Here is a 25235-nt window from a genome sequence, read left to right on the forward strand (position 1 = left end):
CGCCCACCGCCATGGCCATGTCCCCGCCCACCCCGGCTACCGTGCTGCAACTGCGGCACGTCGCCCTCTCCTTCGGCGGCGTGCAGGCGCTGTCGGACATCGACCTCGACATCGCCCCCGCCGAGATCCGTGCCGTCATCGGCCCCAACGGGGCCGGAAAGAGCTCGCTGGTCAACGTGGTGTGCGGCCTGTACCGTCCGGACGGCGGCCGCGTGCGGCTGGGCGCGGAGGAGTTCGCGCACGTGCCCACGCAGCGCCTGGCGCGGCTGGGCGTGGCGCGCACCTTCCAGAACCTCGCGCTGTTCCGGGGCCTCTCGGTAAGGGACAACGTGGCGCTGGGCTGTACCGATCCGCAGGGGAACTGGCTCGCGCAGTGGACCGGCGCGCCCCGCGCCCGCGCCGCCCGCCGCAGCACGGCCGCGCAGGCGGACGCGGTGCTGGATTTCCTGGACCTCCAATCCGTGCGCGACCGGCCCGCTGCCACCCTGCCCTACGGGCTGCAAAAGCGCGTCGAGCTGGCCCGCGCGCTGGCCGCCGCGCCGCGCCTGCTGCTGCTGGACGAACCCATGGCCGGCATGACGCTTTCGGAAAAGCGCGACATGGCCGGACTGGTGCGCGCGGCGCGCGACCGGTTCGGCACCGCCATCCTGCTCATCGAGCACGACATCGGCGTGGTGCTGGGCCTCTCCGACCGGGTGGCGGTGCTGGACCACGGCCGCAAGATCGCCGACGGCACGCCCGCGGAGGTGCGGAGCGACCCAGCCGTGATCGATGCCTACCTGGGCGTGGAGCACGCCGGCACCGAAGCGGAGGGCACGTGATGGATGCGGATTTCACCTTCTTCGCCGAAGTGCTCGTGGGCGGCCTGCTCTCGGGCGTGATGTATGCGCTCGTGGCCATCGGCTTCGTGCTCATCTACAAGACCTCCGGCGTGCTGAACTTCGCGCAGGGCGCGCAACTGCTGCTCGCGGCGCTCACTTTCGTGAGCCTCGTCGAGCGCGGCGTGCCGTTCGCGCTGGCGCTCGCGGCCACCCTGGCACTCATGGTGCTGCTCGGGCTGGCCATCGAGCGCACCGTGCTGCGGCCGCTGGCCGGCCGCTCCCCGATGGCGCTGTTCGTGGCGACGCTGGGCCTGTCCTACGTGATCGAGGGCGTGGCGCAGCTCGCGTGGGGCACGCAGGTCCACGCGCTGGACCTGGGCATCGAAGACACGCCGCTCGACGTCGCCGGCATGCTGGTCTCGCGCTTCGACCTCGTGGCCGCCGCGTGCGCGGGCACCCTGGTGGTCCTGCTGTCGGCCTTCTTCCGCTTCACCCGCACGGGCCTCGCCTTCCGCGCCGTGGCGGACGACACCTTCGCCGCGCTCGCCGTGGGCCTGCGCCTGCCCCGGGTGTGGTCCGCCGTGTGGGCCGCGGCCGGCGTGATCGCGCTGGCCGCCGGGCTGCTGTGGGGGGCGCGCCTGGGAGTGCAGTTCTCGCTGTCGCTCGTGGTGCTCAAGGCCCTGCCCGTGCTGGTGCTGGGCGGCTTCGATTCGGTCGCAGGCGCCATCGTGGGCGGGCTGCTGGTGGGCGCGTTCGAGAAGCTGGCCGAGGTGTACCTGGGCCCGATCGTCGGCAGCGGCATCGAAGGCTGGTTCGCCTACGCCGTCGCCCTCATCTTCCTGCTGGTGCGCCCGCGGGGGCTGTTCGGCCAGCGCCTCGTGGAAAGGGCCTGACCATGAGCGCCATCCTGCCTCCTGCCGCTGCAGCCCATCAGGCTCCGGCCGCAGCCTCCACGGCGGACGCACGGACGGTCCCCGCCGGCCGCGTGGCGCCGCGCTGTCTGCCCGCCGCCGCGCTGCTGGCGCTGGCCTACGGGCTCGTGCCCGCGCTGGCCACTCCGTACTGGTTCGATGCCATCCTGCTGCCCTTCCTGGTGCTGTCGCTCGCCGGGGTGGGCCTGAACCTGCTCACGGGATATGCCGGCCAGCTCTCGCTGGGCACGGCGGCCTTCATGGCGGTGGGGGCGTTCGCTGCGCTGAACCTGCAGTTGCGGGTGCCCGGCATGCCGCTGCCCGCCGGCATGCTGCTGGGTGGCCTGTGCGCCACGGCGGTGGGGCTCGTCTTCGGCCTGCCCAGCCTGCGGCTGCGGGGCTTCTACCTCGCCGTCGCCACACTGGCAGCGCAGTTCTTCGTGCAGTGGGCACTCACCCGCTTCGGCTGGTTCACTCTCGATAGCCGCTCCGGCGTGGTGGACGCGCCCGAGTTGCGCGTGGGGCCCTGGGTCTTCGATACACCCGCCGCGCGCTACCTGTTCGCGCTCACCGTGGTGGTGCTGCTCACGGCGGCCGCATGGCGGCTGGTGTCCACGCGCACCGGCCAGCACTTCATCGCCGTGCGCGACAACGAACTGGCCGCCCGCGTGATCGGCATCCCGGTGCTGCGCACCAAGCTGCTGGCCTTCGCCTTCTCGTCCTTCATCGTCGGCGTGGCCGGGGTGCTCTGGGCCTTCGTGTACCTGCGCACCGTGGAGCCCGCGGGCTTCAACCTCGACCGCTCCTTCCAGATCCTCTTCATCGTCATCCTGGGCGGGCTCGGCACCCTCCGCGGTGCCTTCCTCGGCGCAGCGCTGATGGTCGCATTGCCCCTGCTGCTCTCGCGCCTGGGCGGCTGGGCGCTCGGCGGGATGTTCGATTCCGGTGTGCTGGAGATGGTCCAGCGCATCGTGCTGGGCGTGCTGATCATCGGCTTTCTCATCGCAGAGCCCGAAGGCCTGGCGGCACTCTGCACCCGCCTGCGGCAGGCCTGCACGCGCCGCATCGCCGCGCTCTTCCCGCCTTCCCCGCGCTGACCGCCTCCCGCCCCTTTCCATCGCTTCACCACCTTCCTCCAGGAGTTGTCTTCCATGCGCCTTCTTTCGCACCTGCGCGCCGCTGCCCTCGCGCTGGCCGCCACCGCCACCCTCGCCGTACAGCCCGCCCGGGCCGACGAGCAGTTCTTCCCGCTGCAGAGCTACCGCGTCGGCCCGTACGCCGCCGGGGGTACGGGCTTCTTCGGCGGATTCATCGACTATCTGAACCTGGTGAACCTGCGCGACGGGGGCGTGGGCGGCGTGAAGCTGACCTGGGCGGAAGGAGAGACGCAGTACGAGGTGGAGCGCGGCGTGGAGGTGTACGAGCGCTTCAAGACCCGCCCCGGCATCGCCGCCTGGAACCCGCTCTCGGTGGGCATCGCCTACGCCATGCTGGACCGCGTCACCGCCGACAAGGTGCCGCTCGTCACCATCAACCATGGCCGCACCGACACCACCGACGGCCGCGTGTTCAAGTACGCCTTTCCGCTGCTGCTCAACCCCTACAGCGAGACCTCGGGCATCGTGAACTACATCGCGGGCAAGGAAGGCGGCGCGGAAAAGCTCAAGGGCAGGAAGATCGTGGTGCTCTACCACGGCTCGCCCTACGGCAAGGAGACGATTCCCATCTACGAACTGCTGGCGAAGCAGTACGGCTTCACCCTGCAGCAGATCGAGGTGCCGCACCCCGGCAACGAGCAGCAGTCGCAGTGGCTGGCCATCCGCCGCGCCAAGCCCGACTACGTGGTGCTGCGCGGCTGGGGCGTGATGAACCCCGTAGCGCTCCGCACGGCGCAGAAGACGGGCTTCCCCGCCACGCGCATCATCGGCAACGTCTGGTCCAACTCCGAGGAAGACGTGCTGCCCGCGGGCGACGCCGCCAGGGGCTACACCGCCATCACCACGGTGGCGGCGGGCGACCAGTACCCCGTGCTGCAGGAGATCCGCAAGACCGTGTACGCCGCGGGCAAGGGCAACCTCGAGGACCAGCGCCGCATCGGCAGCGTCTACCACAACCTCGGGGTGCTCAACGGCATCCTCAACGTCGAGGCCGTGCGCATCGCGCAGGCGAAATTCGGCCGGCGCACCCTCACCGGCGACGAAGTGCGCTGGGGCTTCGAGAACCTGCGCATCGACGAGGCGCGCGCCGCGGCGCTCGGCGCCAAGGGCCTCTTCCACTCCATCCACGTGACCTGGGACAACCACGAAGGCGATGGCCGCGTGGCCTTCCAGCAATGGGACGGCAAGCAGTGGAAGGTGGTCTCCGACTGGATCGCGCCGGACTGGAAGCTGCTGCGGCCGCTGATCGAGGCGTCCTCCGAAGCCTATGCCCGCGACCGGAAGATCCCTCTGCGCCGCAGCATCGACGACTGATTTCGCCCTCGCCCAACCCACGCCACCAGGAGGAACCACCATGTCCGCCGTGCTCCAGAGCCCCGCCACCGAACAGCCCGTCCGCCCGCATGCCCTGCAGGCGGCCCTGCAGCCCGGCCAGCCCGTGCCGGGGCTGCCGCGCCCCAAGGCCCCGGCCCACGTGATCCGCGATGACGCCGAGGCCATCGCCATCGCCCACGGCCTGGCCGGGCGCTTCCGCGAGGGCGCCGCGCTGCGCGACCGCGACCGGCTCTGGCCGGTGGAGGAGATCGATGCCTATTCCCAGAGCGGGCTCTGGGCCATCAACGTGCCCCGCGCCCATGGCGGCGCGGAGGTGTCCTACGCCACGCTGGCGGAGGTCATCGCGATCATCTCCGCGGCCGATCCTTCCATCGGCCAGATCACCCAGAACCACCTGGGCATCGTGGCCGCCATCCGCACCGTGTCGGACGAGGCGCAGCAGCGCCTGCTGTTCGGCGAGATCCTCGCGGGCGCGCGCTTCGGCAACGCCTTCTCCGAATCGGGCTCGCGCCGCGCCGCGGACTTCGAGACCCGCTTCGTGGAGGACGGCGACCACGCCGTGGTGAGCGGGCGCAAGTTCTATTCCAGCGGCGCGCTGCTGGCGCACTACGTGCCCATCGTGGCCAACGATCCGCAGGGCCGCGCCTGGTATGCCATCGCCGAGCGCGACGCCCCCGGCCTGTCGGTCATCGACGACTGGAGCAGCTTCGGGCAGCGCACCACGCTGAGCGGCACCGTGCTCATCGACCGGGTGCGCGTGCCCCGCACCCACCTCGTGCCGGCCTGGAAGGGCTACGACCGGCCCTCCGCGGACGGCGCGATCTTCCAGATCATCCAGGCCGCGGTGGACGTGGGCATCGCCCGCAACGCGATCGAGGACACCCAGGACTTCGTGCGCACCAAGACCCGCCCCTGGGTGGACAGCCAGCGCGACACCGCCGCCGAAGATCCCTACACCATCCACGCGGTCGGCGACCTGCAGATCCGCCTGCACGCGAGCGAGGCGCTGCTGGAGCGCGCGGGCCGCGCCATCGACCGCGCGCTGGCCACGCCCGATGCGGACACCGTGGCCGCCGCGCAGATCGCGGTGGCCGAGGCCAAGGTGCTCTCCACCGAGATCGCCCTGCGGGCCGCCAACAAGCTCTTCGAGCTCGCCGGTACGCGCTCCACCCTGGGCCAGTACCACCTGGACCGCCACTGGCGCAACGCGCGCACCCACACGCTGCACGACCCGGTGCGGTGGAAGTACGCCATCGTGGGCAACTACCACCTGAACGGCGTGAAGCCCCCCTTCCACGCCTGGAGCTGAACGCCATGGCCGCACAGGACGACGGCGCACCCCTGCTGCGCCTGCAGGACGTGCACGTGCACTACCGGGGCGCCATCGCCGCGCTGCAGGGCGTGAGCCTGGACGTGCGGGCCGGCGAGATCCACGCCCTGCTGGGCGCCAACGGCGCCGGCAAATCCACGGTGCTGCGCGCCGTCTCCCGGCTGCTGCCGGCCCTGCGCGGCCAGGTCGCGCGCGGAAGCATCGCCTTCGCGGGCGCCGACGTGCTGAGCGCCACACCGGATGTGCTGGTGCGCAGCGGCCTCGTGCCCGTGCTGGAGGGCCGGCACTGCTTCCCGTCGCTCACGGTCGAGGAAAACCTCGTCGCCGGCGGTCTGGGCGGCGGCGCGCCGCGCTCGCGGCTCGCGCAGGACCTGGAACGCGTCTATGCCGCCTTTCCGCGCCTGCAGGCCCTGCGCCGCACGCCCGCCGGGCTCGCCTCCGGCGGCGAGCAGCAGATGGCCGCCATCGGCCGTGCGCTGATGGCCCGGCCCCGCCTGCTGGTGCTGGACGAACCCAGCATGGGGCTCGCGCCCCGCACCGTGGAGGACATCTTCCGCGAACTGGCGCGCCTCAACCGCGAAGAGGGCCTGACGCTGCTCATCGCCGAGCAGAACTCCACCGTGGCGCTGCGCCACGCCCACCGCGCCACCGTGCTCGAGACCGGCCGCAGCGCCCTGTGCGGCAGCGCCGCGGACCTGCGCGGGCGCGCCGACATCCGGGCGCTGTACTTCGGTGAAGGCGTGCCGGCGCAGGAGTGGGCGCAGGCAGCCTGAGGCCGCAGCGGCGCAGCGGGAACGCGAAATGGGCACGAGGAGGGCTGCCAGGGCCCGCAAGGCCGCCAGGGGGCGCACAATGGGGGTTCCCTACAGCCGAGTTCCCCTCCATGGACGCCGTACAGGAAATCCTCCACTACAACGCGGGCCGCGACCCGGAACGACTGGCGCTCAAGTACGCGCGCATGCGCAGCGACCCCTTCGTCTTCCTGCGCGGCACCTGCCACCTGTTCTACGCCCGCCTGCCGCGGGGCGGCATCTTCAAGTCGGCACCTCCGGTCTGGTGCTGCGGCGACCTGCACCTGGAGAACTTCGGCAGCTACAAGGGCCAGCACCGGATCGCGTATTTCGACCTGAACGACTTCGACGAAGCCGCGCTCGCCCCCGCCACCTGGGACCTCGTGCGGCTGCTGGCCAGCCTGCGGGTGGGCGCCGGCAGCCTGCAGCTCGAACCGCTCGCGGTGGAAGCGCTCTGCACGGCCTTCCTGTCCGCCTATGTGCATGCCCTGGGCGACGGCAAGGCCTACTGGGTGGAGCCGCAGACCGCGCAGGGGCTGGTCCGCACCCTGCTGGACGGACTGCGGGACCGCCAGCGCGCCACCTTCCTCGATGGCCGCACGGTGAAAAAAGGCCGCAAGCGCACGCTGCGCACCGATGGCCGCAAGGCCCTTCCCGCCTCCGATGCGCAGCGCGCCGAGGTGCTGGGCTTCATGGAGGATTTCGCCAGGGCGCAGCCGCACGACCCGCATTTCCCGCACTTCTTCCGCGTGCTCGACGTGGCCCGCCGCATCGCCGGCACCGGCAGCCTGGGCGTGGACCGCTACGCCATCCTCGTGGAAGGCAAGGGCTCGCCCGACGGCAACTACCTGCTGGACCTCAAGCAGGCCCTGCCTTCCTCGCTGGTCCCGCACTTGAAGACGAAGCAGCCCCGCTGGGGTACGCAGGCCGAGCGGGTGGTGGCCGTGCAGCAGCGCGTGCAGGCCGTCTCCATGGCGTTCCTGCAACCGGTGGAGATGGGTGGGCAGCCCTATGTGCTGCGCGGCCTGCAGCCCCTGGAGGACCGCGTGACGATCGCCGGTGCCAGCCAGAAGCTCGCCGACATCCGCGGCGTCGTAGCCACCATGGGCCGGCTGGTCGCCTGGGGCCAGTTGCGCAGCGCCGGTCGCCAGGGCTCGGCCATAGCGGACGAGCTGATCGGCTACGCGCGCCGCGGCAAGTGGCAGGCCAAGCTGCAGGCCGCCGCTGCGGAAATGGCCGAGAAAACCCTGCGCGATGCGGCCGACTACAACGCCGCCTACGACGACGGGGTGTTCCGGCTCTGACGGGGCGCGGGCGCCGGCTTCACGGCTGAACGCCGCCGCCCACCGCCTGGTACAGCGCCACGCTGTCACCCAGCAGCGTGCCGTAGGCAGCGGCCCGCGCGGCCTGCGCCTGCCGCCACGCCTGCTCGGCGGCCAGCAGCGACGGCCGCGAGGCATAGCCCTGCGCGAGCTGCGAGCGCGTGAGTTCATAGCCGGACCGTGTGGCCTCCACGCTGGCATCGGCCACCTGCAGGGCCCGCTGGTCGATCGACAGCGCATACAGCGTGTCCGCGACGTTCTGGAATGCGGTCAGCACCGCGCCGCGGTACTGCGCCGCCGCCGCATCGAACTGCGCCTCGGCCGCGCGCTGGCGCGCGGCGAGCGTCCCGCCGTCGAAGACCGGCATGAGCAGCCCGGCACCCAGTGACCAGACGGCATTGCCCGCGGAGAACATGCGGCCGAAATCCGTGGCGCCGCCCCCCAGCGCCGCCGTCAGCGACAGCTGCGGAAAGCGCGCCGCCTCCGCCACGCCGATCGATGCGCTGGCCGCATGCAGCGCGCTCTCGGCCGCGCGCACATCGGGCCGCTGAGCCACCAGCTGCGACGGCACGGCCTGTGGCAGCAGCGGCGGAGCCAGATCCGCCAGCCGTGGCATGGGCAGCACGGCGTCGGGGGTACGGCCCGCCAGCACCGCCACGAGGTTGCGGGTCTGCTCCAGCTGCTTCTGCAGCGGCGGCAGCGACTGCTGCGCCTGGCTCAGCAGGTTCTCCTGCGTGGCCACGTCCAGGCCGCTGGCATAACCGGCGCGCTGCAGGTTGCGCATCACGCGCAGTTGCTCCTGCATCGCGGCCACGGCTTTGTCGGTCAGCTCCACCTGCTCGGCCAGCATGGCCCCCTGCAGCACGGCACCGACCAGGTTGCTCGCCAACGTCAGGCGCGCGCCCTCCAGTTGCCAACGCTGCTGCTCGGCCGAGGCCTGCAGCGATTCGACCTGGCGCCGGTTGCCGCCAAACAGGTCGGGCGTGTAGGCCACGCTGAGCTGCGCGGTGTGGTAGTTGAACACCGTGTCGCCCGAATTCAGCGGCGACGATTGGGTTTTCCCCGTGTTCTGCCTCGTGTTGTTCTGGCTTGCCTGTACCTGCGGATAGAACAGCCCGCGCTGGGCAGCCACGTTCTCCTGCGCCGCACGCAAGGTGGCGCGCGCGGCATCCACCGTCGGGCTGTGCGCCAGCGCCTCGGCCACCAGGGCATCGAGCGGCGCGCTGCCGAACACCTTCCACCAGTCCGGCGCCACCGGCCCGGGCTGCAGCGGCAGGGCCAGCGCGTCGCGGGTCAACGACGCCGGAGCCGGCGTGGCCGGAGCGGTGTAGTCGGGCCCTACCGCACACCCGGCCAGGGCCAGCGACACGCAAGCCGCGCAGAGCGTCCGTTCAAACCTCATGGCCATACCCGCTCCTCCACACAAAGCCGCTCAGGGGGACGCACTTCATCTCTTGCCTCCCAGGCCTGGGCGGCCGCTTGACAATTTGATGCGCCGCAGCACCACCAGGCGCAGCGCCGGCACGACCAGCAGCAGGAACAGCGGCCCGATCAGCATGCCGCCCACCACCACGGTGGCCAGCGGCCGCTGCACCTCGCTGCCGATGCTGTGCGACAGGGCGGCCGGGAACAGCCCGATGCAGGCCGAGAGTGCCGTCATCAGCAGCGGCCGCATGCGGCTCTCGTACGCTTCGGTGATCGCGTCCAGGGCATTGCGGCCCGCTGCGCGCAGTTCCTTGAAGCAGGTCAGGATCAGGATGCCGTCCATCACCGACACGCCCAGCAGCGAGATGAAGCCGATGATGGCCGACACGCTCAGCACCTGCCCCGAGATCCAGAGCGCCAGCACCCCGCCCAGCACGGTGAAGGGCACCGCCGCCAGCGTGAGCAGGCTGTACGCGAAATTGCTGAAGAGCGCATAGAGCAGCACCACGATCAGCGCCACGGCCAGCGGAATGGCGACCATCATGCGCGCCTTGGCCTGCTGCAGTTCCTCGAATTCGCCGGCATAGGTGATGCGGTAGCCCTCGGGCAGTTGCACCTGCTCGGCCACCTTGCGCTGCACCTCCGACACCGTGCTGCCCAGGTCCCGCCCGCGCGCGCTGAACTTGATCGGGATGTAGCGCTCGTTGCTCTCGTGGTAGATGTAGGTCGCGCCCGTATCCACCGAGATCGTGGCCACATCGGTCAGCGGAATGAAGGCCGTGCCGCCGCCGCTCGTGGTGTAGCCGATGCGCAGCGCCCGCACCGCGTCGATGCTGCCGCGCTGCTCCTTCGGGAAGCGCACCGTCAGGCCGAACTGCCGGTCGCCCTCCAGCACCGTGGTGGCATTGGTGCCGGCCAGCGCGGCCTGGATGGTGGCGTTCACGTCGCCCGTGTTCAGGCCGTAGCGGGCGGCGCGGGCACGGTCGATGTGGATGTTCATGTTCGGCTGGCCCAGCGTGTGGAAGGTGCCCAGGTCGGCCACGCCATCGACCTGCCGCATCACGCCCATCACCTCGTCGGCCAGCCGTTCCAGCGTGAGCAGGTCGGGCCCGATGATCTTGACCGAGTTGGCGCCCTTCACGCCCGACAGGCCCTCTTCCACGTTGTCCTGGATGTACTGCGAGAAATTGAAACCCACGCCGGGGAAGGCGCTTTCGAACTTCGCCTGCAGCTCGGCCACCAGACGCACCTTGGTCATGCCGGGCCGCCACTCGCCGAAGGGCTTCAGCGGCGCGAACAGCTCCACGTTGTTGAAGCCCGAGGCATCGCTGCCGTCGTCCGGCCGGCCGTGCTGCGAGACCACGGTGACGACTTCCGGATAGGCCTTGATCAGCGCCCGCATGCGGTTGACCTGCTCGGTGCCGGCCTCCAGTGAAATCGTCGGCGGCATGGAGGCGCGGATCCACAGGTTGCCCTCCTCCAATGCCGGCAGGAACTCGCTGCCCAGCCGCGTCGCCAGCAGGCCGCCCGCCAGCAGCGCCACGCAGCCGATCGCCACCGTGGTGCGTGCATGGGCCAGCACCCAGTGCAGCGCGGGCCGGTAGGCGCGGTGGATGGCGCGCACGATGAGCGTTTCCTTCTCCTCGATCTTGCGCGGCAGCAGGTAGCTCGCCAGCACCGGCGTGATGGTGAAGGTGGCCAGCAGCGCGCCCGCCAGGGCGTAGCCGTAGGTGCGCGCCATGGGCCCGAAGATCTGCCCCTCCACGCCCTGCATGGTGAAGAGCGGCGTGAACGCGGCGATGGTGATGCAGGTGGAGAACAGCACCGAGCTGTCCACCTGCCGGGCGCTCAGGTAGATGGTGCGCAGCCGCGCCGTCCAGCCCGTGGCGGGGGTGAGCGCCGCCCCGTCGGGCTCGCGCGCCAGCGCACGCAGCGCCGTCGCGCGGTCGCCGCGGTTGCGCTGGAAGTTGCGGAACACGTTCTCCACCAGGATCACCGCCGAGTCCACGATGATCCCGAAATCCACCGCCCCCAGCGACAGCAGGTTGGCCGATTCATGGGTCAGCACCAGGATCATGATGCTGAAGAACAGGGCGAACGGAATGTTCACGCTCACGATCACCGCGCTGCGCAGGTCGCCCAGGAAGATCCACTGGATGAGGAACACCAGCAGGCAGCCGAACACCAGGTTGTGCAGCACCGTGTGCGTGGTCACGTTCACCAGCGCCGAGCGGTCGTAGTACGGCGCCAGGTGCACGCCGGGCGGCAGGCTGTGGTCGCCGTTGATCTTCTCCACCGCCTGCTGCACGCGCTCCATCACGTCCTTGGTGTGCAGCGTGCGGTTCATGATCACCACGCCGGTCACCACGTCGTTCTGGTCGTCGCGCCCGGCCTCGCCCAGGCGCGGCACCGTGCCTTCGGAAATGCGCGCCACGTCCTTCACCTGGATCGGCAGCCCGTTCTGCTGGGTGATGACCACGTTGCCGATGTCGGCCAGGTTCTCCACCGCGCCCAGGCCGCGGATGTTGACCGACTGGTCGCCCACGCTGATGGCGCGCCCGCCCACATTGAGGTTGGCATTGCCGATCGCGGAGATGAGCTGCTGCAGCGTCACGCCGCGCGACTCCAGCAGCTTCGGGTCCGGCTCCACGTGGTATTCCTTCGTGGTGCCGCCCCAGGTCACCACCTGCGCCACGCCGGGCACCGTGAGCAGCCGGCGCTGGATCACCCAGTCCTGCAGCGTGCGCAGCTGCGTCAGGCCCATGCCCGGCGGCCCCTTGACCTGGTAGCGCAGGATCTCGCCCACCAGGCTCGACGCCTGGATCTGCGGCTGCACGCTGTTCGGCAGGCTGACATTGGCCTGCAGGTTGTTGGCCACCTGCGTGAGCGCGAAGTAGTAGTCGGTGCCGTACTTGAAGGTCACCCGCACGAACGACAGGCCGTAGAACGAGGTCGAGCGGATGTTGTCCACGCCCGGCGTGGTGGCCAGGCCCACTTCCATCGGCCGGGTGTAGTAGCGCTCCATTTCCTCGGCCGACTGGCCGGGCGCCTGCGCCGTGATCTCCAGGATCACAGGCGCCGGGTTGGGGTAGGCCTCCACGTTGAGGTGGAGGAAGGCGAGGATGCCGGCGGCCATGAAGGCCAGCAGGCCCAGCAGCACGATGGGCCGGCGCGAGAGCACGAAGGCCAGAAGGGGTCGAAACACGGGACGGACTCCTGCGGAGGATCGGCGGGCGGGAAACGCGGCGGGCGGCCGGCGGCCAGGGTGAGTGGGCTACTCGGCCGCGCCGGCCTCGTACAGGTTGCTCAGCAGCAGCGCATTGCGGCGCGCGATCCTGTCGCCCGGCTGCAGGCCGGCCGTGATCTGCACCTGGTCCCCATCGCTGCGGCCCACGGTGACGGCGCGGCGTGCCAGCCGCGTGCCCAGCGGGTCCCTGGCGCCCTCGGCCACCCACACCACGTTGTCGCCCGAGGTCTCGCGCACCACGGCCGTCGCGGGCACCGCGGCGGCCTCCTGCGGGGCCGCGAGCGTGATGCGGAAGTCCGCCAGCATCTGCGGGCGCAGCGCGCGACCGGGGTCGGCCACGTCCGCACGCACCACGAAGCGGTGCGTGCTGGCATCCACCGTGTCGCCCACGTAGCTGATGCGGCCGGTGAAGGCGCGGCCCGGCCAGGCCTGCACATGCACGCTCACCGGCTGGCCCACCTGGTAACGCGAGAAATCCGACTCGGGCACGCTGGCCACCATCCAGAGCGTGCGCACGTCCGACACCGTGACCGGTGCGGGCGACGCGCCGGGCTGGGTCAGCAGCCCCGGCTGGGCGGACCGCGCGACGACCCGGCCGTCGATCGGGCTCCTGACCGGCATCTCGACATCGATGGCGTGGTCGCGCTCGATGCGCTGGATGTCGGCCTCGGCCAGGCCGAACAGCTGCAGCGTCTTGCGTGCGGCGCGGTACGCCGCATCGGCCGCCTGCTGGTCCGACAGGTTCTGCTGGTATTCCTTCTGCGCGATGCTGTTGTCGCCCACCAGCGCCTGCGCCCGTTGCAGGGTCTCGGTGGCCGAGCGCAGCGTGCCGGCGGTGGACACCAGCGTCGATGCGGCCTGCGCGATGTCGGGCACGTTCACGGTGTAGAGCGTCTGCCCCGCACGCACGGTGTCGCCGGCCTGGACCAGCACCCGCGCGATGCGGCCCGCATAGGCGGTGGAGACGGGCACCGTGCGGTCCTGGTTGAAGTCGATGTTGCCGATGGCCTGCTGCACGTCCTCGAAGGCGCGCCGCTCCGCCGGCCCCAGGTCCAGCGTGGCCGCCTGGCTGGAGGAAACGCGCACCACGCCGTCGGCGACCTTGCCGGCCCGCGACAGTTCGGGCAGCGACGGCGCGGGCGCATCGGCGGCAGCCGATTCCCTGGAGGACAGCAGCACCAGCACCGCCGTGGCGGCCGCAGCCGTCAGCAGGATCGCGCCGCCACACCAGGCCAGGCGCTTGTGCAGTTTCGGGAACGTGGACTTCATGGATCGCTTCCGGAAAGCGAGGCCTCACCGCGAGGCCTGCGGGCGGAGCGATTCTTCGGGGGAAACCCTTATCGTTGGCTTAATGCCCGCAGGCATCCGGCGTGCTGCGCTCAGGTGGCGCGCAGCAACAGCCGCACCCGGGTGCCTCCGCCGGGCGGTACCTCGGGCACGGGCAGGTCGCCTCCCATGCGGCGCAGGGCCTTGAGGGCGATGGGCAGGCCCAGGCCGGAGCCTTCCGAGCCGGATTCGCCTCCGCGCCAGAACGGGGCCAGCATGGCCTCGCGGTGCGCCTGCGGCAGCGGCGGCCCGTCGTCGTCCACCTGCAGGCACCATCCGCCGCCGGGCAGCCCGGGCTCGGGCGCCAGGTCCACCCGGATGCGCCGGCCGCCATAGCGGATGGCGTTGTCCAGCACATTCGCCAGCGCCTCTTCCAGCAGCAGCGGCAGCGCCAGGGCCTGCGCGCGGTGCCCGTCCTCCCGCAGGCCGTCGCCGGCCTCGATCGACTTGCCCGCTTCGGCCGCTGCCGCCGCGTAGCGCTCCATGGCACGCAGCGCCAGCGGCGCCAGGGCCACGGGCTCCACCGCCGCGCCGGCATCCACCCCGCCGTGGGCCAGGGACAGCAGCTGGCGCACCAGCCGCGTGGCGCGGTCGGCGGCCGAATGCAGCTCGAACAGCACCTCCGCGTCGGGCGGCTGCCCCGGGTCGGCCTGGTACACGCGGCGCAGGTCCTCCACCAGCAGATGGATGCCGGCCACGGGCGTGCGCAGCTGGTGCGCGGCGTCCGAGATGAAGCGGCGCTCCGAACCGACCGACTCCCCCAGGCGCCGCAGCAGGTCGTTGGTGTGCTGCACCATGCTGCGGAGTTCGTCGGGCACGTCCTCCAGCGGCAGGGGGGAGAGGTCGTCGATGCCGCGCCGCCCCATCGCATCGCTCACGGCGCGGGCCGGCTGCAGGCCGCGGCGCACGCCGAACAGCACCAGCGGCACGATCACGAAACCCAGCACCGCGACCGGCACGAAGATCGACTGCGCCAGCTCGCGGGTCAGCATCTGCCGCTTGGCCACCGACTCGCCCACGATCACCCACACCCCCGGCGAGCCGGCATGGCGCGCATGCACCGCCACCTGCCGCAGCCGCCCCCAGGGCGTGTCGTGCTCGAAGAAGAACGATCCGTCGGCATCGCCCTCCCGGTCGCCCCGCTGCGGCGGCAGGGCGAGCTCGGCATTGCCGGCCAGCACGGCCCCGCCGTCGGTGCGCAGCGTGAAGTGCGACGGCGCGAAAGAGTCATAGACCATGGACGACGCCGTGCGCGCATCGATGGCCAGCACGGGCCCCTCCGGGTTCCACTGGATCTGCGATGCCAGCGCCACGGCGTCGTCGCGCAGCACGCGGTCCAGCACCAGCTGGGTCGCCCGTCCGGTCAGCCAGAACGCCGCCAGCGACGCCACCGCGGCCGAGGCGATCCAGGTCCACAGCAGCGGCGCGACCAGCTTGCGCCGCAGGCTGTTGGCGCCGCGCAGCGGCCACGGCAGCGGCCGCGTCACGGCTCGGCCTCCATGGCATAGCCCACGCCGCGCACCGTGACGATGGCCACGCCGCTGCCCGCGAGCTTGCGGCGCAGCTTCAGGATGTAGATCTCCACCGCGTTCGCGCTGAAATCCGTCTCCCAGGTGGACATGGCGGAAACGATCCGGCTCTTGGCCACCGCCTTGCCGGGCGATGCCATCAGCAGCTCCACCAGCGCCGCCTCGCGCGGGCTCAGCGGCAGCCGCTCCTCGCGCAGGCGCAATTCCCGGCTCTCGGTATCGAAGCTCAGGTCGCCGATGCGCAGCACGTTGGTCATGAGCCCCTTGCTGCGCCGCCGCGTGATCGCCCGCAGGCGGGCCACCAGCTCCTGCGCCTCGAACGGCTTGGCCAGGAAGTCGTCCGCTCCTTCGTTCAGGCCGCGCACGCGCTGGTCCAGCTCGTCGCGGGCCGTGAGGATCAGCACCGCCAGGTCGCGCCGCTGCTCCCGCCAGCGGCGCAGCACCTCGAAGCCGTCGCGCCGCGGCAGGCCCAGGTCCAGCACGGCCGCTTCGTAGTCGGCCGTGGCCACCGCCGTCAGGGCCAGCTCGCCATCGCTGGCGACATCCACCTGCCAGCCTTCGGACTGCAGCATCCGGCGAATGCCCAGCCGCAGCGCGGGATCGTCTTCGACGACGAGGATGCGCATGTCAGCGGCGCCCCCGGCGGCACGGCCGGCCGCGGCGGGCGGAGAGCGGAAGAATCGGGAGGTGGATCACGGGCGCACCGGGCCGGTCGTTTCGGACATGGCCGGGATTATTGGCCGCAGCCCCGCGCACTGCACGGCCATCCGGCGAAAAAAGCCCCGCGACCCGGGGCGTGCCATCGTCTCCGGCAGATGCGCCATTGCCGGGAGCATGCATCGCAGATGCGTCCTGACAGCCCGCCGCGACTCAGTTAGACTGAGAACCGTTCTCACTTGCTCGGCACCCTGCCGAGGTTATGAAGGGTCGGGGTATGGCAGCCGTGGAAACGGCGCTGCAGCAGCATGTCAGTGCGCTGTATTGCGAACATCATGGATGGTTGTTGGCGTGGCTGCGCCGCAAGCTCGGTTGCGGGCACCAGGCAGCCGATGTGGCCCATGACACGTTTCTGCGCATCCTGGGCTCGCCCGCAGTGCTGCCGACGCTGCGCGAACCCCGCGCCTACCTGGTCACCACCGCCAGGCGCCTGCTGATCGACGAGGCGCGGCGCCGCGTGATCGAGCAGGCCTACCTGGACGCGCTGGCCGTGGTGGCCGCCACCGATGGCGGGCCTTCGACCGAGCAGGTGGTGGAGACGATACAGGCGCTGGTACGCATCGAGGCCGCGTTGCAGCACCTGTCGGCCAGGGCGCAGCAGGCTTTTCTGCTGCATTACCTGGAAGGGCTGCCGCACGCGGATGTGGCGGCCGCGCTGGGCGTGTCCACCCGCATGGTGCAGAAGTACCTGGTCCAGGCGCTGGTGTGCTGCCACCAGGCGGTGGACGGGTGAGCACCTTGCCGCACGAGAGTACCGCCATTGCCGAACAGGCTGCCGAATGGATGGTGCGCCTGGGCAGCGACGACGCGGAAGAACGCGCCCGGGCCCAGGCCGGCTTCGCGGCCTGGAAGGCGCAGGATCGCCGCCACGCGCAGGCGGCAGCGCGCATGGAAGCCTTCATCGACCAGGTGCAGGCGGTACGCGGGCAGGCTACCGGGGGCGGCCAGGCCGCGCACGCGGCGATGCGCGCGGCATCGCAACTGCGCCGCCGCCAGCGCACCGCACGGTGGGGCAGTGCGCTGGCGCTGGCCGCGGTACTGATCCTGCCCGCGTGGTGGCTGCTGCGCGACCACCCCGCCAGCCCCTGGGCGCAGGAGCTCGCCGACCTGCGCAGCACCGAAGGACAGTGGCGCCACCAGGTGCTCGATGATGGCTCGCAACTCACGCTGAGCGGTGCGGGCGCGGTGCGCTGGCGCCTCGATGCGCATCAGCGCGTGGTGGAACTGCTGCGCGGCAGCGTTCTGGTGCAGGTGGCACACGACGCGTCGCGGCCCTTCTACGTGCAGACGCCGCTGGGCCGGGTGCGTGCGCTGGGCACCCGTTTCACCGTGACCTACGACGCGGCCGGCGTACGGGTGGAAATGCTCGAATCGCGAGTGGCGGTCCAGACGCCGCAACAGTGGCAGTCCGGCAGCCACGAGGCCGTGGAAGTCAGCGCGGGCCAGCGCGTGACCTTGGGCGATGCCGGCGTGGGCCGCGTCGAGCCGCTGGACCCGCAAGGCGTGGAGCAGGGCTGGCGCCGCCATCAACTGGTGGTGGATGACCGGCCGCTGTCCGAGGTACTGGACGAACTGGCCCGCCACCACACGGGCAGCCTGCACTTCGACCGGGCGGCACTGTCCACGGTGCGCATGACGGGCGTGCTGCCGCTGGATGACCCCGGGCAGGCGTTGCAATTGCTGCAGCAGACCTTCCCGCAGTTGCGGGTACGGTCGCTCGCCTCGCGCTGGGTATGGGTGGGCCTGGCGCCGGCGCCGCCCTGAGCAGCACATTTTTTTGCGTGAAGAGGTTCCGGTTTTGCGTTCTGGCCCGTCAAGGGCTGTGAACCCAATGAACAAAGGATCTCCAACATGCGCGACTCAATGCGTTCCGGCCCGCGCGGCGGCCTTCCGCCCCTGGCACTGTCGCTGACCCTGGCACTGGCGGCACTGTCTCCTGCGGTGCACGCCCAGCCCGACGCCTCCGCCGTGGTTCAGGCCTATGACATCCCGCCCGGCGCGCTGGGCCCGGCGCTCAACCGCTTCGCGCAAGAGGCGGGCGTGTCGCTGGCGGTGGATGCCGGCCGGGTGGCCGGAGCCACCACCGCCGGCCTGCAAGGCCGCTACAGCGTGGAAGAAGGCTTTGCGCAACTGCTCAAGGGCAGCGGTTATGCCATCCGGAAGACCGGTGCCGGCTATGGGCTCGCACCTGCACTGCCAGCCACGGTACCCCCGGCCGGTGAGCGGGATCGAACGGGCGCCCGGGCGGCCCCCGCAGAGGCCGTGGCCGCCGACGCGGCCGCCCCCGCCGGCGGCGCGGCGGAGGACGCCCCGGCAGTCCGCACGCCGGCGGGCCGCGGCACGCTGGAAACGGTGACCGTGTCGGCCTCGCGCTCCAACATGGAGGCCGAGAAGGCGCCGCAGACGGTGCAGGTCATCACGCGCGCGCAGATCGAGCAGCAGCTGGCACTGTCCACCAATTCATCGGACGTGCTGAGCAACCTGATCCCCTCGTACACGCCCAGCCGCGGCAAGATGAACGGCAGCGGCGAGACGCTGCGGGGCCGCACGCCGCTGATCCTGGTGGACGGCGTGCCGCAGTCCAACCCCATCCGGCCCACCGGGCGCGAGGCGCATACCATCGACTTCGCCATGGTCGACCGGGTGGAAGTGGTCCAGGGCGCCAACGCCATCAATGGCCTGGGCGCCACGGGCGGCACCATCAACCTCATCACCAAGCGACCCGAGAACGGCGCGCTCAACCAGCACGTGGACGTGCAGGCCACCATGCCCGCCGGGCACGGCGGCAGCGACAGCCTGTCCACCAGGATGGCCTACAGCGCCAACGGCCGGCAGGACAGGCTGGACTACCTGTTCTCCATCGCCGCCGAGGACCAGGGCCTGTGGCGCGACGCGCAGGGCCGCGGCATCGGCGCGGACAACACCCAGGGTGACCTGATGGACGCGCGCAGCTACGACGTGCTGGGCAAGCTTGGCTACTGGCTGGACGACGACCAGCGGCTGCAACTGTCGATCAACCGCTACCGCATCAAGTCGCAGGCTGACTACATCGGCGTGGCGGGCGATCGCACGCGCGGCATTCCCACCACCTCCACCCGAGGCACGCCAGCGGGTGCGCCGCCTTTCAACGAAGTCCAGACCTCGGCCATCACCTACAACCACTACAACCTGGCGGGCATGGAGCTGTCGGCCCTGGCGTTCAGCCAGGAGTTCGAGGCGCTGTTCGGCGGTGACCGCTCGGCCACCTTCCAGGACCCGCTGATCGCGCCGCGCGGCACGCTGGTGGACCAGTCGCGCGCCAAATCGTCCAAGCTGGGCACCAAGGTCACGCTGACCCGCGCCGACCTGCTGGACGACCGGCTCAAGCTCACCGGCGGCTTCGACACGCTGGTGGACAAGGGCAAGCAGGACCTGTTCGGTACCGGCCGAACCTACGTGCCCGATTCGGAATACCGCAACCTGTCGCTCTTCCTGCAGGGGGAGTACAGGCTGCTCGACCAGGTCACGCTGCACGGCGGCGTGCGCAGGGAATACGCGGATCTGAAGATCGACAGCTACCGCACGCTGGCGGCCTACAACCGCGTGGCCGTGCAGGGCGGCACGCTCGACTTCGGTGAGACGCTCTACAACGCCGGCATCGTCTTCGAACCTGCCAAGGACTGGAACGTCTATGCCAGCTATTCCGAAGGCTTCGGCATGCCGGACGTGGGCCGCGTGCTGCGGTCCATCAACACGCCGGGCCAGAACGTGGACGACATGAAGAGCCTGAGCCCCATCGTCACCCAGAGCGTGGAGCTGGGCACGCGCGTGAAACGCGGTGACTGGGAGGCCGAGGCCAGCTGGTTCCGGTCGTCCTCCGACTACGGCACGCGGGTGCTGCGGGTGAACGAGGCCTTCATGCTCGCACGCGAGAAAAACCGCATCGACGGGCTCGAGGCCAGCCTGGGCTGGCAGGTCCACCGCGCCCACAAGGCCAGGCTGGCCTATTCGCGCACCAAAGGCCGCTACGACAGCAACGACGATGGCCGCCTGGACGCGCGGCTCGACGGCCTGAACATCGCGCCCGACCGGCTGGTGGCCAGTTGGACGGCGCAGTGGAATGAACAGCTCTCATCCTTCGTGCAGGTGCAGCGCGCCTTCAGCCGCACCTTCGACAATCCGGCCATGAATTTCGGCGGCTACACGCTGGTGGACGCCAGCGTGCAGTACAGGCTGCCCAAGGGCCGGCTGCGGCTGGCCGTGGCCAACCTGTTCAACCGCGACTACATCACCTACTACTCGCAAAGCGCGCTGGTGGAGCCGCTGCGGTACTTCGCGGGCCGCGGCCGCACGCTGACGCTGGGCTATTCGGTGGACTTCTGATGGCTTACAGCGCAGCGACGGTGGCGTGCACCGCGGCACGCGCAGTGGTGGCCGTGGCTGGCGGCTATGGCGTGGTGCATCTGGCGACAACGGCCACTGCCAGCGCGCTGGCCCGCGGCGGCCTGGCGCCGTCCGATGCCGTCGTGGCGGCCGCCATGCTGGGCTTTCCGGCCTACCTGGGCGTGTTGCTCTGGGCGCTGGCGTGCCCCCGGCTGCTGCGCCTGGCCGGCGTGCTGGGCCTGGCCGCCGCGGGCTGCGCTGCGGCGGGCTGGTGGCTGCAGCCGGGCATGCCCGCATGAGCGCGGCGCCCGCCCCCACCGCCCGCTGGCGCACGCGCATGGCGGGTGTGCACACCTGGTGCGGCATCGTGCTAGGAGTGCTGCTGCTGGTCGTCTTCTGGATGGGCACGCTCAGCGTATTCGACCGGGAACTGGACCGCTGGATGATGCCCGCCACCCGGCTGCCGGCGCCGCATCGACCGCCACCGCTGGACGCGCTGCAGCCCGCCGTCCAGGCGCTGGTGCCGGCCGGCGCCCGCCAATGGCGTATCGACTGGGCCACGCCGCGCACGCCCGTGCTGCGCCTGTCCTGGCAGGGCCCGGACGGCGTGCGTGGCCAGCGCTACCTGGATGCGGCCACGCTGGCGGTGCTGCCGGCGCCGGGCACCTGGGGTGCCAGCGGCTTCATTTTCCCGTTCCACTATGGCCTGCATTGGGACTGGAAGGACCTGGGCAAATGGCTGGTGGGCCTGGCCGGCATGGGCATGCTGGTGCTGCTGGTGGGCGGCTTGGTGATCCACCGCCGCCTGCTGGCGGACTTCTTCACGTTCCGGCCGCGCAGCCGGCTGCCGCGCAGCAGCCTGGACCTGCACAACCTCACGGGCGTGATGGGCCTGCCCTTCCATGTGGCGATCACGATGTCGGGGCTGGTGATCTTCTGGTCGCTGTACTTTCCGCAGGCGCACGTGGGTGTGTACGGCGACGGCCCCCAGGCCCGCGCCGCCGTGCAGGCCGACGGCTATGGCCGCTACCAGCGCCCGCGCGCAGGGCCGGCGACAGCACCCATGGCATCGCTGGACGCCATGGCCGACGCGGCACGCCGCACCTGGGGCGCGGGCGCGGAGCCGTACTTCCTGCGCGTGTGGAACCCAGGCGACCGGCACGCCACGGTGGAGCTGCGCCGCTCCTATGCGCGCGAGGTGCCGATGAACCTGGACCAGCTTTTCTTCGACGCCGCCACCGGCCATCCCCTGCACCGCTTCGAGGCGGCGCCGGCCATGGGCGTGCAGCGCTTCATCTCGGGCCTGCATTTCATCCAGTTCGAGCATCCGCTGCTGCGCTGGCTGTACTTCGGGCTGGGACTTTCGGGCTGCGTGCTCATCGCGAGCGGCCTGGTGCACTGGCTGGCAGCACGGCGCGCGCGCACGCCGCCGGGCCTGCGCTGGCGCCTGGTCGAGTCGCTCTGCATCGCCGGCACGACCGGCACCGTGGTGGCCACGCTGGCCTTCCTGGCTGCCAATCGCCTGCTCCCCGATACAGCGCATGCCATGGGCTTGGCCCGTGCGGAGCTGGAGGCGGCCGCGTTCTACGGCACCTGGCTGGCCTGCCTGGCGCTTGCGCTGGTGCGTGGTCCCAAGGCCTGGCGCGATCAGGCCATGGCCATCTCCGGCCTCGCGTTGGTGTGCGTGGTGCTGAATGCGCTGACGACGCGGGCCTACGGCACGGCATGGTCGCGCACGCCGGCAGCCGTGGTCGGGGTGGACATCATGTTGCTGCTGCTGGCCACCGTGGCAGCATGGTCTGCGCAGCGCATTGCACGCGGAAGTGCCGCCGCATGAGCGGGGGCGCGCTGACAGCCTGCGCAGCGGCCTGCCTGGGCGCCGCGTGGTGGCTGCTGTACCTGGCGACCCGGCGGGTGCAGGACACCTTGCCCACACCCATATCCAGCAGATCGGTTGCGGGCCTGCGAATCGTTTCGGCGGGGCTGGGGACGCTGGCATGGCTCGCATGCGCTGCTGCCGACGGCATCGCCATGGGAACCTTGCTCTGGGCCGCTTTGTGGAGCGCCAGCGGCTTCGGCCTCATGGCCTTGCTGACCGGGGCGCCTCGATGGATGGGGCGCCTGGTACTTGCAAGCCATGCAACCATTCGCTCCCGAAGCGGCAATGGCCTGACCGTTTCCCTTGCAATCCCCACGTACCAATCTTCCGGCGCAAGGGCCGGCGGCCATCCCGATGCCGCACCTGCCAATGAAAAAGCCTTCCAAATCGTCGACTTGAAAGGCTTTTCGTATCTGGTGGCGCTTCAGGGAAAGGAGGCCCCCAACCCAAGCGGCACCTATCAGTCGGGCTCCAGGAGCACAGCGTTCGCAGCGGACAAGAGTTGCTTTAGCCGCCCATTGTGCCAGAGGTTGTGCCACCTAACTCAACGCGGAACGTCGAGTGTCCGGCTCGAGAAAAAAGTGGTCTTCCAAAGCGCTGGCATTGCGGGTCAGACAGCGCCGTCCACAGGGTGATACAATCAGGCCGTTGCATACAGTGCAACCGACACGCATGCGCGAAACCTAGGCTCACTTGCTGAGCACGGGGGAAGCGCCCCGCGGTAACGCGGGCGAGGTAGCTGAAAGTGGGATCTTCGTGCCCCCCTTTTTCAGTTTGGTGAGAGGAGTTAGATCGTCGGCTTGGCTTCATGAGGCTTCCGACGTTGGCCGGCTCACCATCATGTGCGGGAGAAGTTTTCTCCAGTCGAGGCATCAAAGTTACCTGCAATATGGCCAGCATCGCTGGCCATTTTGCTTTTTAGACCCGGACGAAATCGTTCGGCGCGATGTTCAAGTGTGGATCGCCTGCCATTTCCGCAGGTGGTAGGTGGCATGTGCAGAACCGCCCGTGTAGCTTCTTTGGGGAGTCCTTCTGAACGTCGTAGTGGAATGCGGAATGAAATGGAGCCCCCAAGCGCCTGAACGCAGACAGCAGGCACGACTCAGACGGGTGGTCACCAGGCATATTGGGTATACCGTGCAGTGCTTTGCCCGGAGCACGGAATTCAACGCCACGTTCATCGCAGTAGCACTGCTTACTCGACTTCTCGATCTGGTGCTTAGGATGCCATTGTTCAAAGTCCTTCACCGCCTCGCCCAGCATTCGCAAAGACTCTTCATCCTCTGTCAGTTGAGCCAGTGACTGTTCCAGCCGCTTTAGCCACTCTTCGAAACTGCCGGAACGAAAATTGCCTAAAGGGAGTAACAAAGGCGTTCGATTGGCTTTATCGACAACTTGTTTGTGAAGAGTCGTGATCGCGCGGCGCGCCCTTACCGTTGCCGACAGAAGGAGATTGAAAAGACGATTCAGTGACGCGCGCTTCGCGTCGGAAGTGCTGCCTTCCATTTCCCACTCAACACCCACCGTCAGGGTCGATGGAAAAAAGGCCTGCTCGAACCGGGTGGCGTCAGTGCCTGGTGCACGCACGTAGATCACCGCATACCCCGTGGTTGCCATGCAGGATTGCTTATCGAGATCCGTTGCCAGACGACTGTAGAAGCGCCGGAGAATGTTGCGTGTAGTCAGTTCTAATGACCTGCCCGGCTGCAAGGCGAACCCCTCGAAGGTCGTATTCTCGCCGGCGAGTACCGTTTGTCGGGCCGCTACCGCGTCGTAAGCCTCGCCCGCGGGAATCCCTGCGTAAGCAAAGACGAACTGCATGATTCAAGGCGACGCACGCAGGAGCTTATGAACGATATCAAGTGGGAGTGTGACCCTGCGTAGATCTCCGTCGTCTAGAGTTGAGAGGATGGCATCTAGGAGAGATTTGCTGTGGCTGGGAGGCTCGCTCTTGCGCGGTGCTAGCTTTTCATACCCAACTTCGTTCTCCTGCATCCACTTTGCAATCCGCGCATGGATTTCCTCTAAGAACGATTCACTGCCCGGGTCAACCGCGGGCACATCAACAGTAAGGGAGCCAGCAGGAGGGGGCTGTTCGATAGGCTCTTGATCACTGAATTTCGGTTCCGGCTCCAGCCAAATCAGCCTACGATGACCAGGTTCCAATGGCTTGGTAAAAGCGCCCCAGACCGCCGGGTGATATCGCAGTCGCTGCTCGGCGGGCTTTGGCGCAGTGACTCGGAACAGCTTCTCGTCGGATGGATCCAGATCCAGTCCGGCTGGGAAGGCCCAAGAGTCCAGAGGGCGGAGCGGAGATGGGATGACGCTCACATCGGTCGACATGTGACTCTTCAGGAAGTACTTCAACTTCTGAGTGCCCATCACTGCGCGAAGCTCGGGCTTTTCCTTGAAGATCGCCCAACCCAAGTTTTGGAGGAGCATGCCCGCTCTCTCACGATCAAAATGCTCGTCGACTTTCTTCTTTACAAAGGCGCGGAAGTCGTCGAGTGTGGCGGAGGAAGGCGCTGCGTCATCCATGTTGTCTCGCCTTAAAAGATGCTTAAAAATCACTCAGGTCAAGAATTGTGCCAGAGGGCGGACGAACTCAGCAGCACCTAAGCGAGATGATTGTCGCGTTAGAGCGTGTTATGAACTACCCGCCGCAGCCAGCACCCACGCGGCGGCGGGCAACATGAGCACCGCAAACACCAGGAAATGCAACCCGCCGAGCACTTCGGGTAGCCGCTCGTAGTCCCGAGAGAGCCTGCGAAACCTCGCCAGCCAGCCGAAGCTTCTCTCCACCACCCAGCGGCGCGGCAGCAGCACAAAGCCCTTCTTGGCCTCGGGCAGCTTCACGATCTGCAGGTCAATTCCATTGTCCTGCGCCGCCTTGGATGCGGTGTCGCCCGTCTAGCCCTGGTCGGCCCAAGCCAGTTGTACCGTGTGGCCCGTGGCCTGCTGTACGTCCTCGCACGGGCGCTGCACCTGCGCACGCTCCTGTTCGTCTGCCGGCGTGACATGCACCGCCAGCAGGTGGCCCAGCGTGTCCACGGCCATATGTACCTTGCTGCCGCGTTTGCGTT

20 protein-coding genes and 1 pseudogene are annotated in these 25235 nt (G+C 69.5%); 13 read left to right on the top strand and 8 right to left on the bottom strand.

Going from position 1 to position 25235, the window contains the following annotated elements; translation table 11 throughout:
* Positions 1–11: 11 nt before the first annotated feature.
* From BLR05_RS12065 to BLR05_RS12095, 7 genes are all read left to right on the top strand, one after another.
* Positions 12–821, top strand: a complete 810-nt coding sequence (locus tag BLR05_RS12065) for an ABC transporter ATP-binding protein (protein ID WP_092834715.1) — start codon at positions 12–14, stop codon at positions 819–821.
* Positions 821–1714, top strand: a complete 894-nt coding sequence (locus BLR05_RS12070) for a branched-chain amino acid ABC transporter permease (RefSeq protein ID WP_092834716.1) — start codon at positions 821–823, stop codon at positions 1712–1714. Before BLR05_RS12065 ends, BLR05_RS12070 begins: the two co-directional genes overlap by 1 nt.
* Positions 1711–2829 carry a branched-chain amino acid ABC transporter permease gene (locus tag BLR05_RS12075; RefSeq protein WP_092834740.1) on the top strand — a complete coding sequence of 373 codons (1119 nt, stop codon included), beginning with the start codon at positions 1711–1713 and terminating at the stop codon, positions 2827–2829. Before BLR05_RS12070 ends, BLR05_RS12075 begins: the two co-directional genes overlap by 4 nt.
* A gap of 54 nt (positions 2830–2883) precedes the next feature.
* Positions 2884–4203, top strand: coding sequence for an ABC transporter substrate-binding protein (locus tag BLR05_RS12080; protein ID WP_092834717.1), 1320 nt, complete (start codon positions 2884–2886; stop codon positions 4201–4203).
* Positions 4204–4243: 40 nt separating this feature from the next.
* Positions 4244–5533, top strand: a complete 1290-nt coding sequence (locus tag BLR05_RS12085; RefSeq protein WP_092834718.1) for an SfnB family sulfur acquisition oxidoreductase — start codon at positions 4244–4246, stop codon at positions 5531–5533.
* 5 nt (positions 5534–5538) lie between these two features.
* Positions 5539–6327 carry an ABC transporter ATP-binding protein gene (locus tag BLR05_RS12090; RefSeq protein WP_192883858.1) on the top strand — a complete coding sequence of 263 codons (789 nt, stop codon included), beginning with the start codon at positions 5539–5541 and terminating at the stop codon, positions 6325–6327.
* Between the two features lie 110 nt (positions 6328–6437).
* A complete protein-coding gene (locus tag BLR05_RS12095) occupies positions 6438–7649 on the top strand; it encodes a DUF2252 domain-containing protein (RefSeq protein ID WP_092834719.1) in 1212 nt (403 codons plus the stop codon).
* 19 nt (positions 7650–7668) lie between these two features.
* On the opposite strand, the gene BLR05_RS12100 is transcribed toward BLR05_RS12095, so the two are convergent.
* The 5 genes from BLR05_RS12100 to BLR05_RS12120 all read right to left on the bottom strand — a co-directional run bounded on the left by BLR05_RS12100 (position 7669) and on the right by BLR05_RS12120 (position 15820).
* Entirely contained in the window at positions 7669–9069 is a 1401-nt protein-coding gene (locus tag BLR05_RS12100) for an efflux transporter outer membrane subunit (RefSeq protein ID WP_225979113.1), read from the bottom strand.
* A 45-nt stretch (positions 9070–9114) separates the two neighbouring features.
* Positions 9115–12297, bottom strand: a complete 3183-nt coding sequence (locus BLR05_RS12105) for an efflux RND transporter permease subunit (RefSeq protein WP_092834721.1) — start codon at positions 12295–12297, stop codon at positions 9115–9117.
* Between the two features lie 69 nt (positions 12298–12366).
* Positions 12367–13608: an efflux RND transporter periplasmic adaptor subunit gene (locus BLR05_RS12110; protein WP_092834722.1), complete on the bottom strand. Its 1242-nt coding sequence runs from the start codon at positions 13606–13608 to the stop codon at positions 12367–12369.
* Between the two features lie 110 nt (positions 13609–13718).
* Positions 13719–15152 (bottom strand): sensor histidine kinase, encoded by a 1434-nt coding sequence (locus BLR05_RS12115; RefSeq protein WP_092834723.1) that lies wholly within the window; start codon positions 15150–15152, stop codon positions 13719–13721.
* Entirely contained in the window at positions 15149–15820 is a 672-nt protein-coding gene (locus tag BLR05_RS12120) for a response regulator transcription factor (protein ID WP_092834724.1), read from the bottom strand. Before BLR05_RS12120 ends, BLR05_RS12115 begins: the two co-directional genes overlap by 4 nt.
* Positions 15821–16128: 308 nt before the next feature.
* Between BLR05_RS12120 and BLR05_RS12125 the strand changes: the two genes are divergently transcribed.
* The 6 genes from BLR05_RS12125 to BLR05_RS25860 all read left to right on the top strand — a co-directional run bounded on the left by BLR05_RS12125 (position 16129) and on the right by BLR05_RS25860 (position 22787).
* Positions 16129–16644 carry a sigma-70 family RNA polymerase sigma factor gene (locus tag BLR05_RS12125; protein ID WP_092834725.1) on the top strand — a complete coding sequence of 172 codons (516 nt, stop codon included), beginning with the start codon at positions 16129–16131 and terminating at the stop codon, positions 16642–16644.
* The gene (locus BLR05_RS12130) at positions 16641–17675 is read left to right on the top strand and encodes a FecR family protein (RefSeq protein ID WP_092834726.1); all 1035 of its coding nucleotides are present in this window, start codon (positions 16641–16643) and stop codon (positions 17673–17675) included. The genes BLR05_RS12125 and BLR05_RS12130 overlap by 4 nt, the downstream gene beginning before the upstream one ends.
* Positions 17676–17762: 87 nt before the next feature.
* Positions 17763–20273, top strand: a complete 2511-nt coding sequence (locus tag BLR05_RS12135) for a TonB-dependent receptor (RefSeq protein WP_092834727.1) — start codon at positions 17763–17765, stop codon at positions 20271–20273.
* Positions 20273–20572 carry a hypothetical protein gene (locus tag BLR05_RS12140; RefSeq protein WP_092834728.1) on the top strand — a complete coding sequence of 100 codons (300 nt, stop codon included), beginning with the start codon at positions 20273–20275 and terminating at the stop codon, positions 20570–20572. Before BLR05_RS12135 ends, BLR05_RS12140 begins: the two co-directional genes overlap by 1 nt.
* Entirely contained in the window at positions 20569–22110 is a 1542-nt protein-coding gene (locus BLR05_RS12145) for a PepSY-associated TM helix domain-containing protein (protein ID WP_092834729.1), read from the top strand. The genes BLR05_RS12140 and BLR05_RS12145 overlap by 4 nt, the downstream gene beginning before the upstream one ends.
* The gene (locus tag BLR05_RS25860; RefSeq protein ID WP_167361249.1) at positions 22107–22787 is read left to right on the top strand and encodes a DUF3325 domain-containing protein; all 681 of its coding nucleotides are present in this window, start codon (positions 22107–22109) and stop codon (positions 22785–22787) included. Before BLR05_RS12145 ends, BLR05_RS25860 begins: the two co-directional genes overlap by 4 nt.
* 283 nt (positions 22788–23070) lie before the next feature.
* On the opposite strand, the gene BLR05_RS25865 is transcribed toward BLR05_RS25860, so the two are convergent.
* The 3 genes and pseudogenes from BLR05_RS25865 to BLR05_RS12150 form a co-directional block, all read right to left on the bottom strand.
* On the bottom strand, positions 23071–23973 hold the full coding sequence (locus BLR05_RS25865; RefSeq protein ID WP_143015905.1) for a hypothetical protein: 903 nt from the start codon (positions 23971–23973) through the stop codon (positions 23071–23073).
* Positions 23974–23976: 3 nt separating this feature from the next.
* Entirely contained in the window at positions 23977–24690 is a 714-nt protein-coding gene (locus BLR05_RS25870) for a hypothetical protein (RefSeq protein ID WP_143015906.1), read from the bottom strand.
* Between the two features lie 108 nt (positions 24691–24798).
* Positions 24799–25235 (bottom strand): annotated as a pseudogene (locus BLR05_RS12150) (transposase); the annotation flags it as partial.

Source organism: Paracidovorax cattleyae (assembly GCF_900104515.1).
In the GTDB taxonomy this organism is placed as follows: domain Bacteria; phylum Pseudomonadota; class Gammaproteobacteria; order Burkholderiales; family Burkholderiaceae_C; genus Paracidovorax; species Paracidovorax cattleyae.

What these genes read in the sequence shown, in the direction of transcription:
- BLR05_RS12065 (WP_092834715.1), top strand. Translation starts at nt 12, where the DNA reads ATGGCCATGTCCCCGCCCACCCCGGCTACCGTGCTGCAACTGCGGCAC.
- BLR05_RS12070 (WP_092834716.1), top strand. Translation starts at nt 821, where the DNA reads ATGGATGCGGATTTCACCTTCTTCGCCGAAGTGCTCGTGGGCGGCCTG.
- BLR05_RS12080 (WP_092834717.1), top strand. Translation starts at nt 2,884, where the DNA reads ATGCGCCTTCTTTCGCACCTGCGCGCCGCTGCCCTCGCGCTGGCCGCC.
- BLR05_RS12085 (WP_092834718.1), top strand. Translation starts at nt 4,244, where the DNA reads ATGTCCGCCGTGCTCCAGAGCCCCGCCACCGAACAGCCCGTCCGCCCG.
- BLR05_RS12090 (WP_192883858.1), top strand. Translation starts at nt 5,539, where the DNA reads ATGGCCGCACAGGACGACGGCGCACCCCTGCTGCGCCTGCAGGACGTG.
- BLR05_RS12095 (WP_092834719.1), top strand. Translation starts at nt 6,438, where the DNA reads ATGGACGCCGTACAGGAAATCCTCCACTACAACGCGGGCCGCGACCCG.
- BLR05_RS12100 (WP_225979113.1), bottom strand. Translation starts at nt 9,069, where the DNA reads ATGAGGTTTGAACGGACGCTCTGCGCGGCTTGCGTGTCGCTGGCCCTG.
- BLR05_RS12110 (WP_092834722.1), bottom strand. Translation starts at nt 13,608, where the DNA reads ATGAAGTCCACGTTCCCGAAACTGCACAAGCGCCTGGCCTGGTGTGGC.
- BLR05_RS12120 (WP_092834724.1), bottom strand. Translation starts at nt 15,820, where the DNA reads ATGCGCATCCTCGTCGTCGAAGACGATCCCGCGCTGCGGCTGGGCATT.
- BLR05_RS12125 (WP_092834725.1), top strand. Translation starts at nt 16,129, where the DNA reads ATGGCAGCCGTGGAAACGGCGCTGCAGCAGCATGTCAGTGCGCTGTAT.
- BLR05_RS12135 (WP_092834727.1), top strand. Translation starts at nt 17,763, where the DNA reads ATGCGCGACTCAATGCGTTCCGGCCCGCGCGGCGGCCTTCCGCCCCTG.
- BLR05_RS12140 (WP_092834728.1), top strand. Translation starts at nt 20,273, where the DNA reads ATGGCTTACAGCGCAGCGACGGTGGCGTGCACCGCGGCACGCGCAGTG.
- BLR05_RS12145 (WP_092834729.1), top strand. Translation starts at nt 20,569, where the DNA reads ATGAGCGCGGCGCCCGCCCCCACCGCCCGCTGGCGCACGCGCATGGCG.
- BLR05_RS25860 (WP_167361249.1), top strand. Translation starts at nt 22,107, where the DNA reads ATGAGCGGGGGCGCGCTGACAGCCTGCGCAGCGGCCTGCCTGGGCGCC.
- BLR05_RS25865 (WP_143015905.1), bottom strand. Translation starts at nt 23,973, where the DNA reads ATGCAGTTCGTCTTTGCTTACGCAGGGATTCCCGCGGGCGAGGCTTAC.
- BLR05_RS25870 (WP_143015906.1), bottom strand. Translation starts at nt 24,690, where the DNA reads ATGGATGACGCAGCGCCTTCCTCCGCCACACTCGACGACTTCCGCGCC.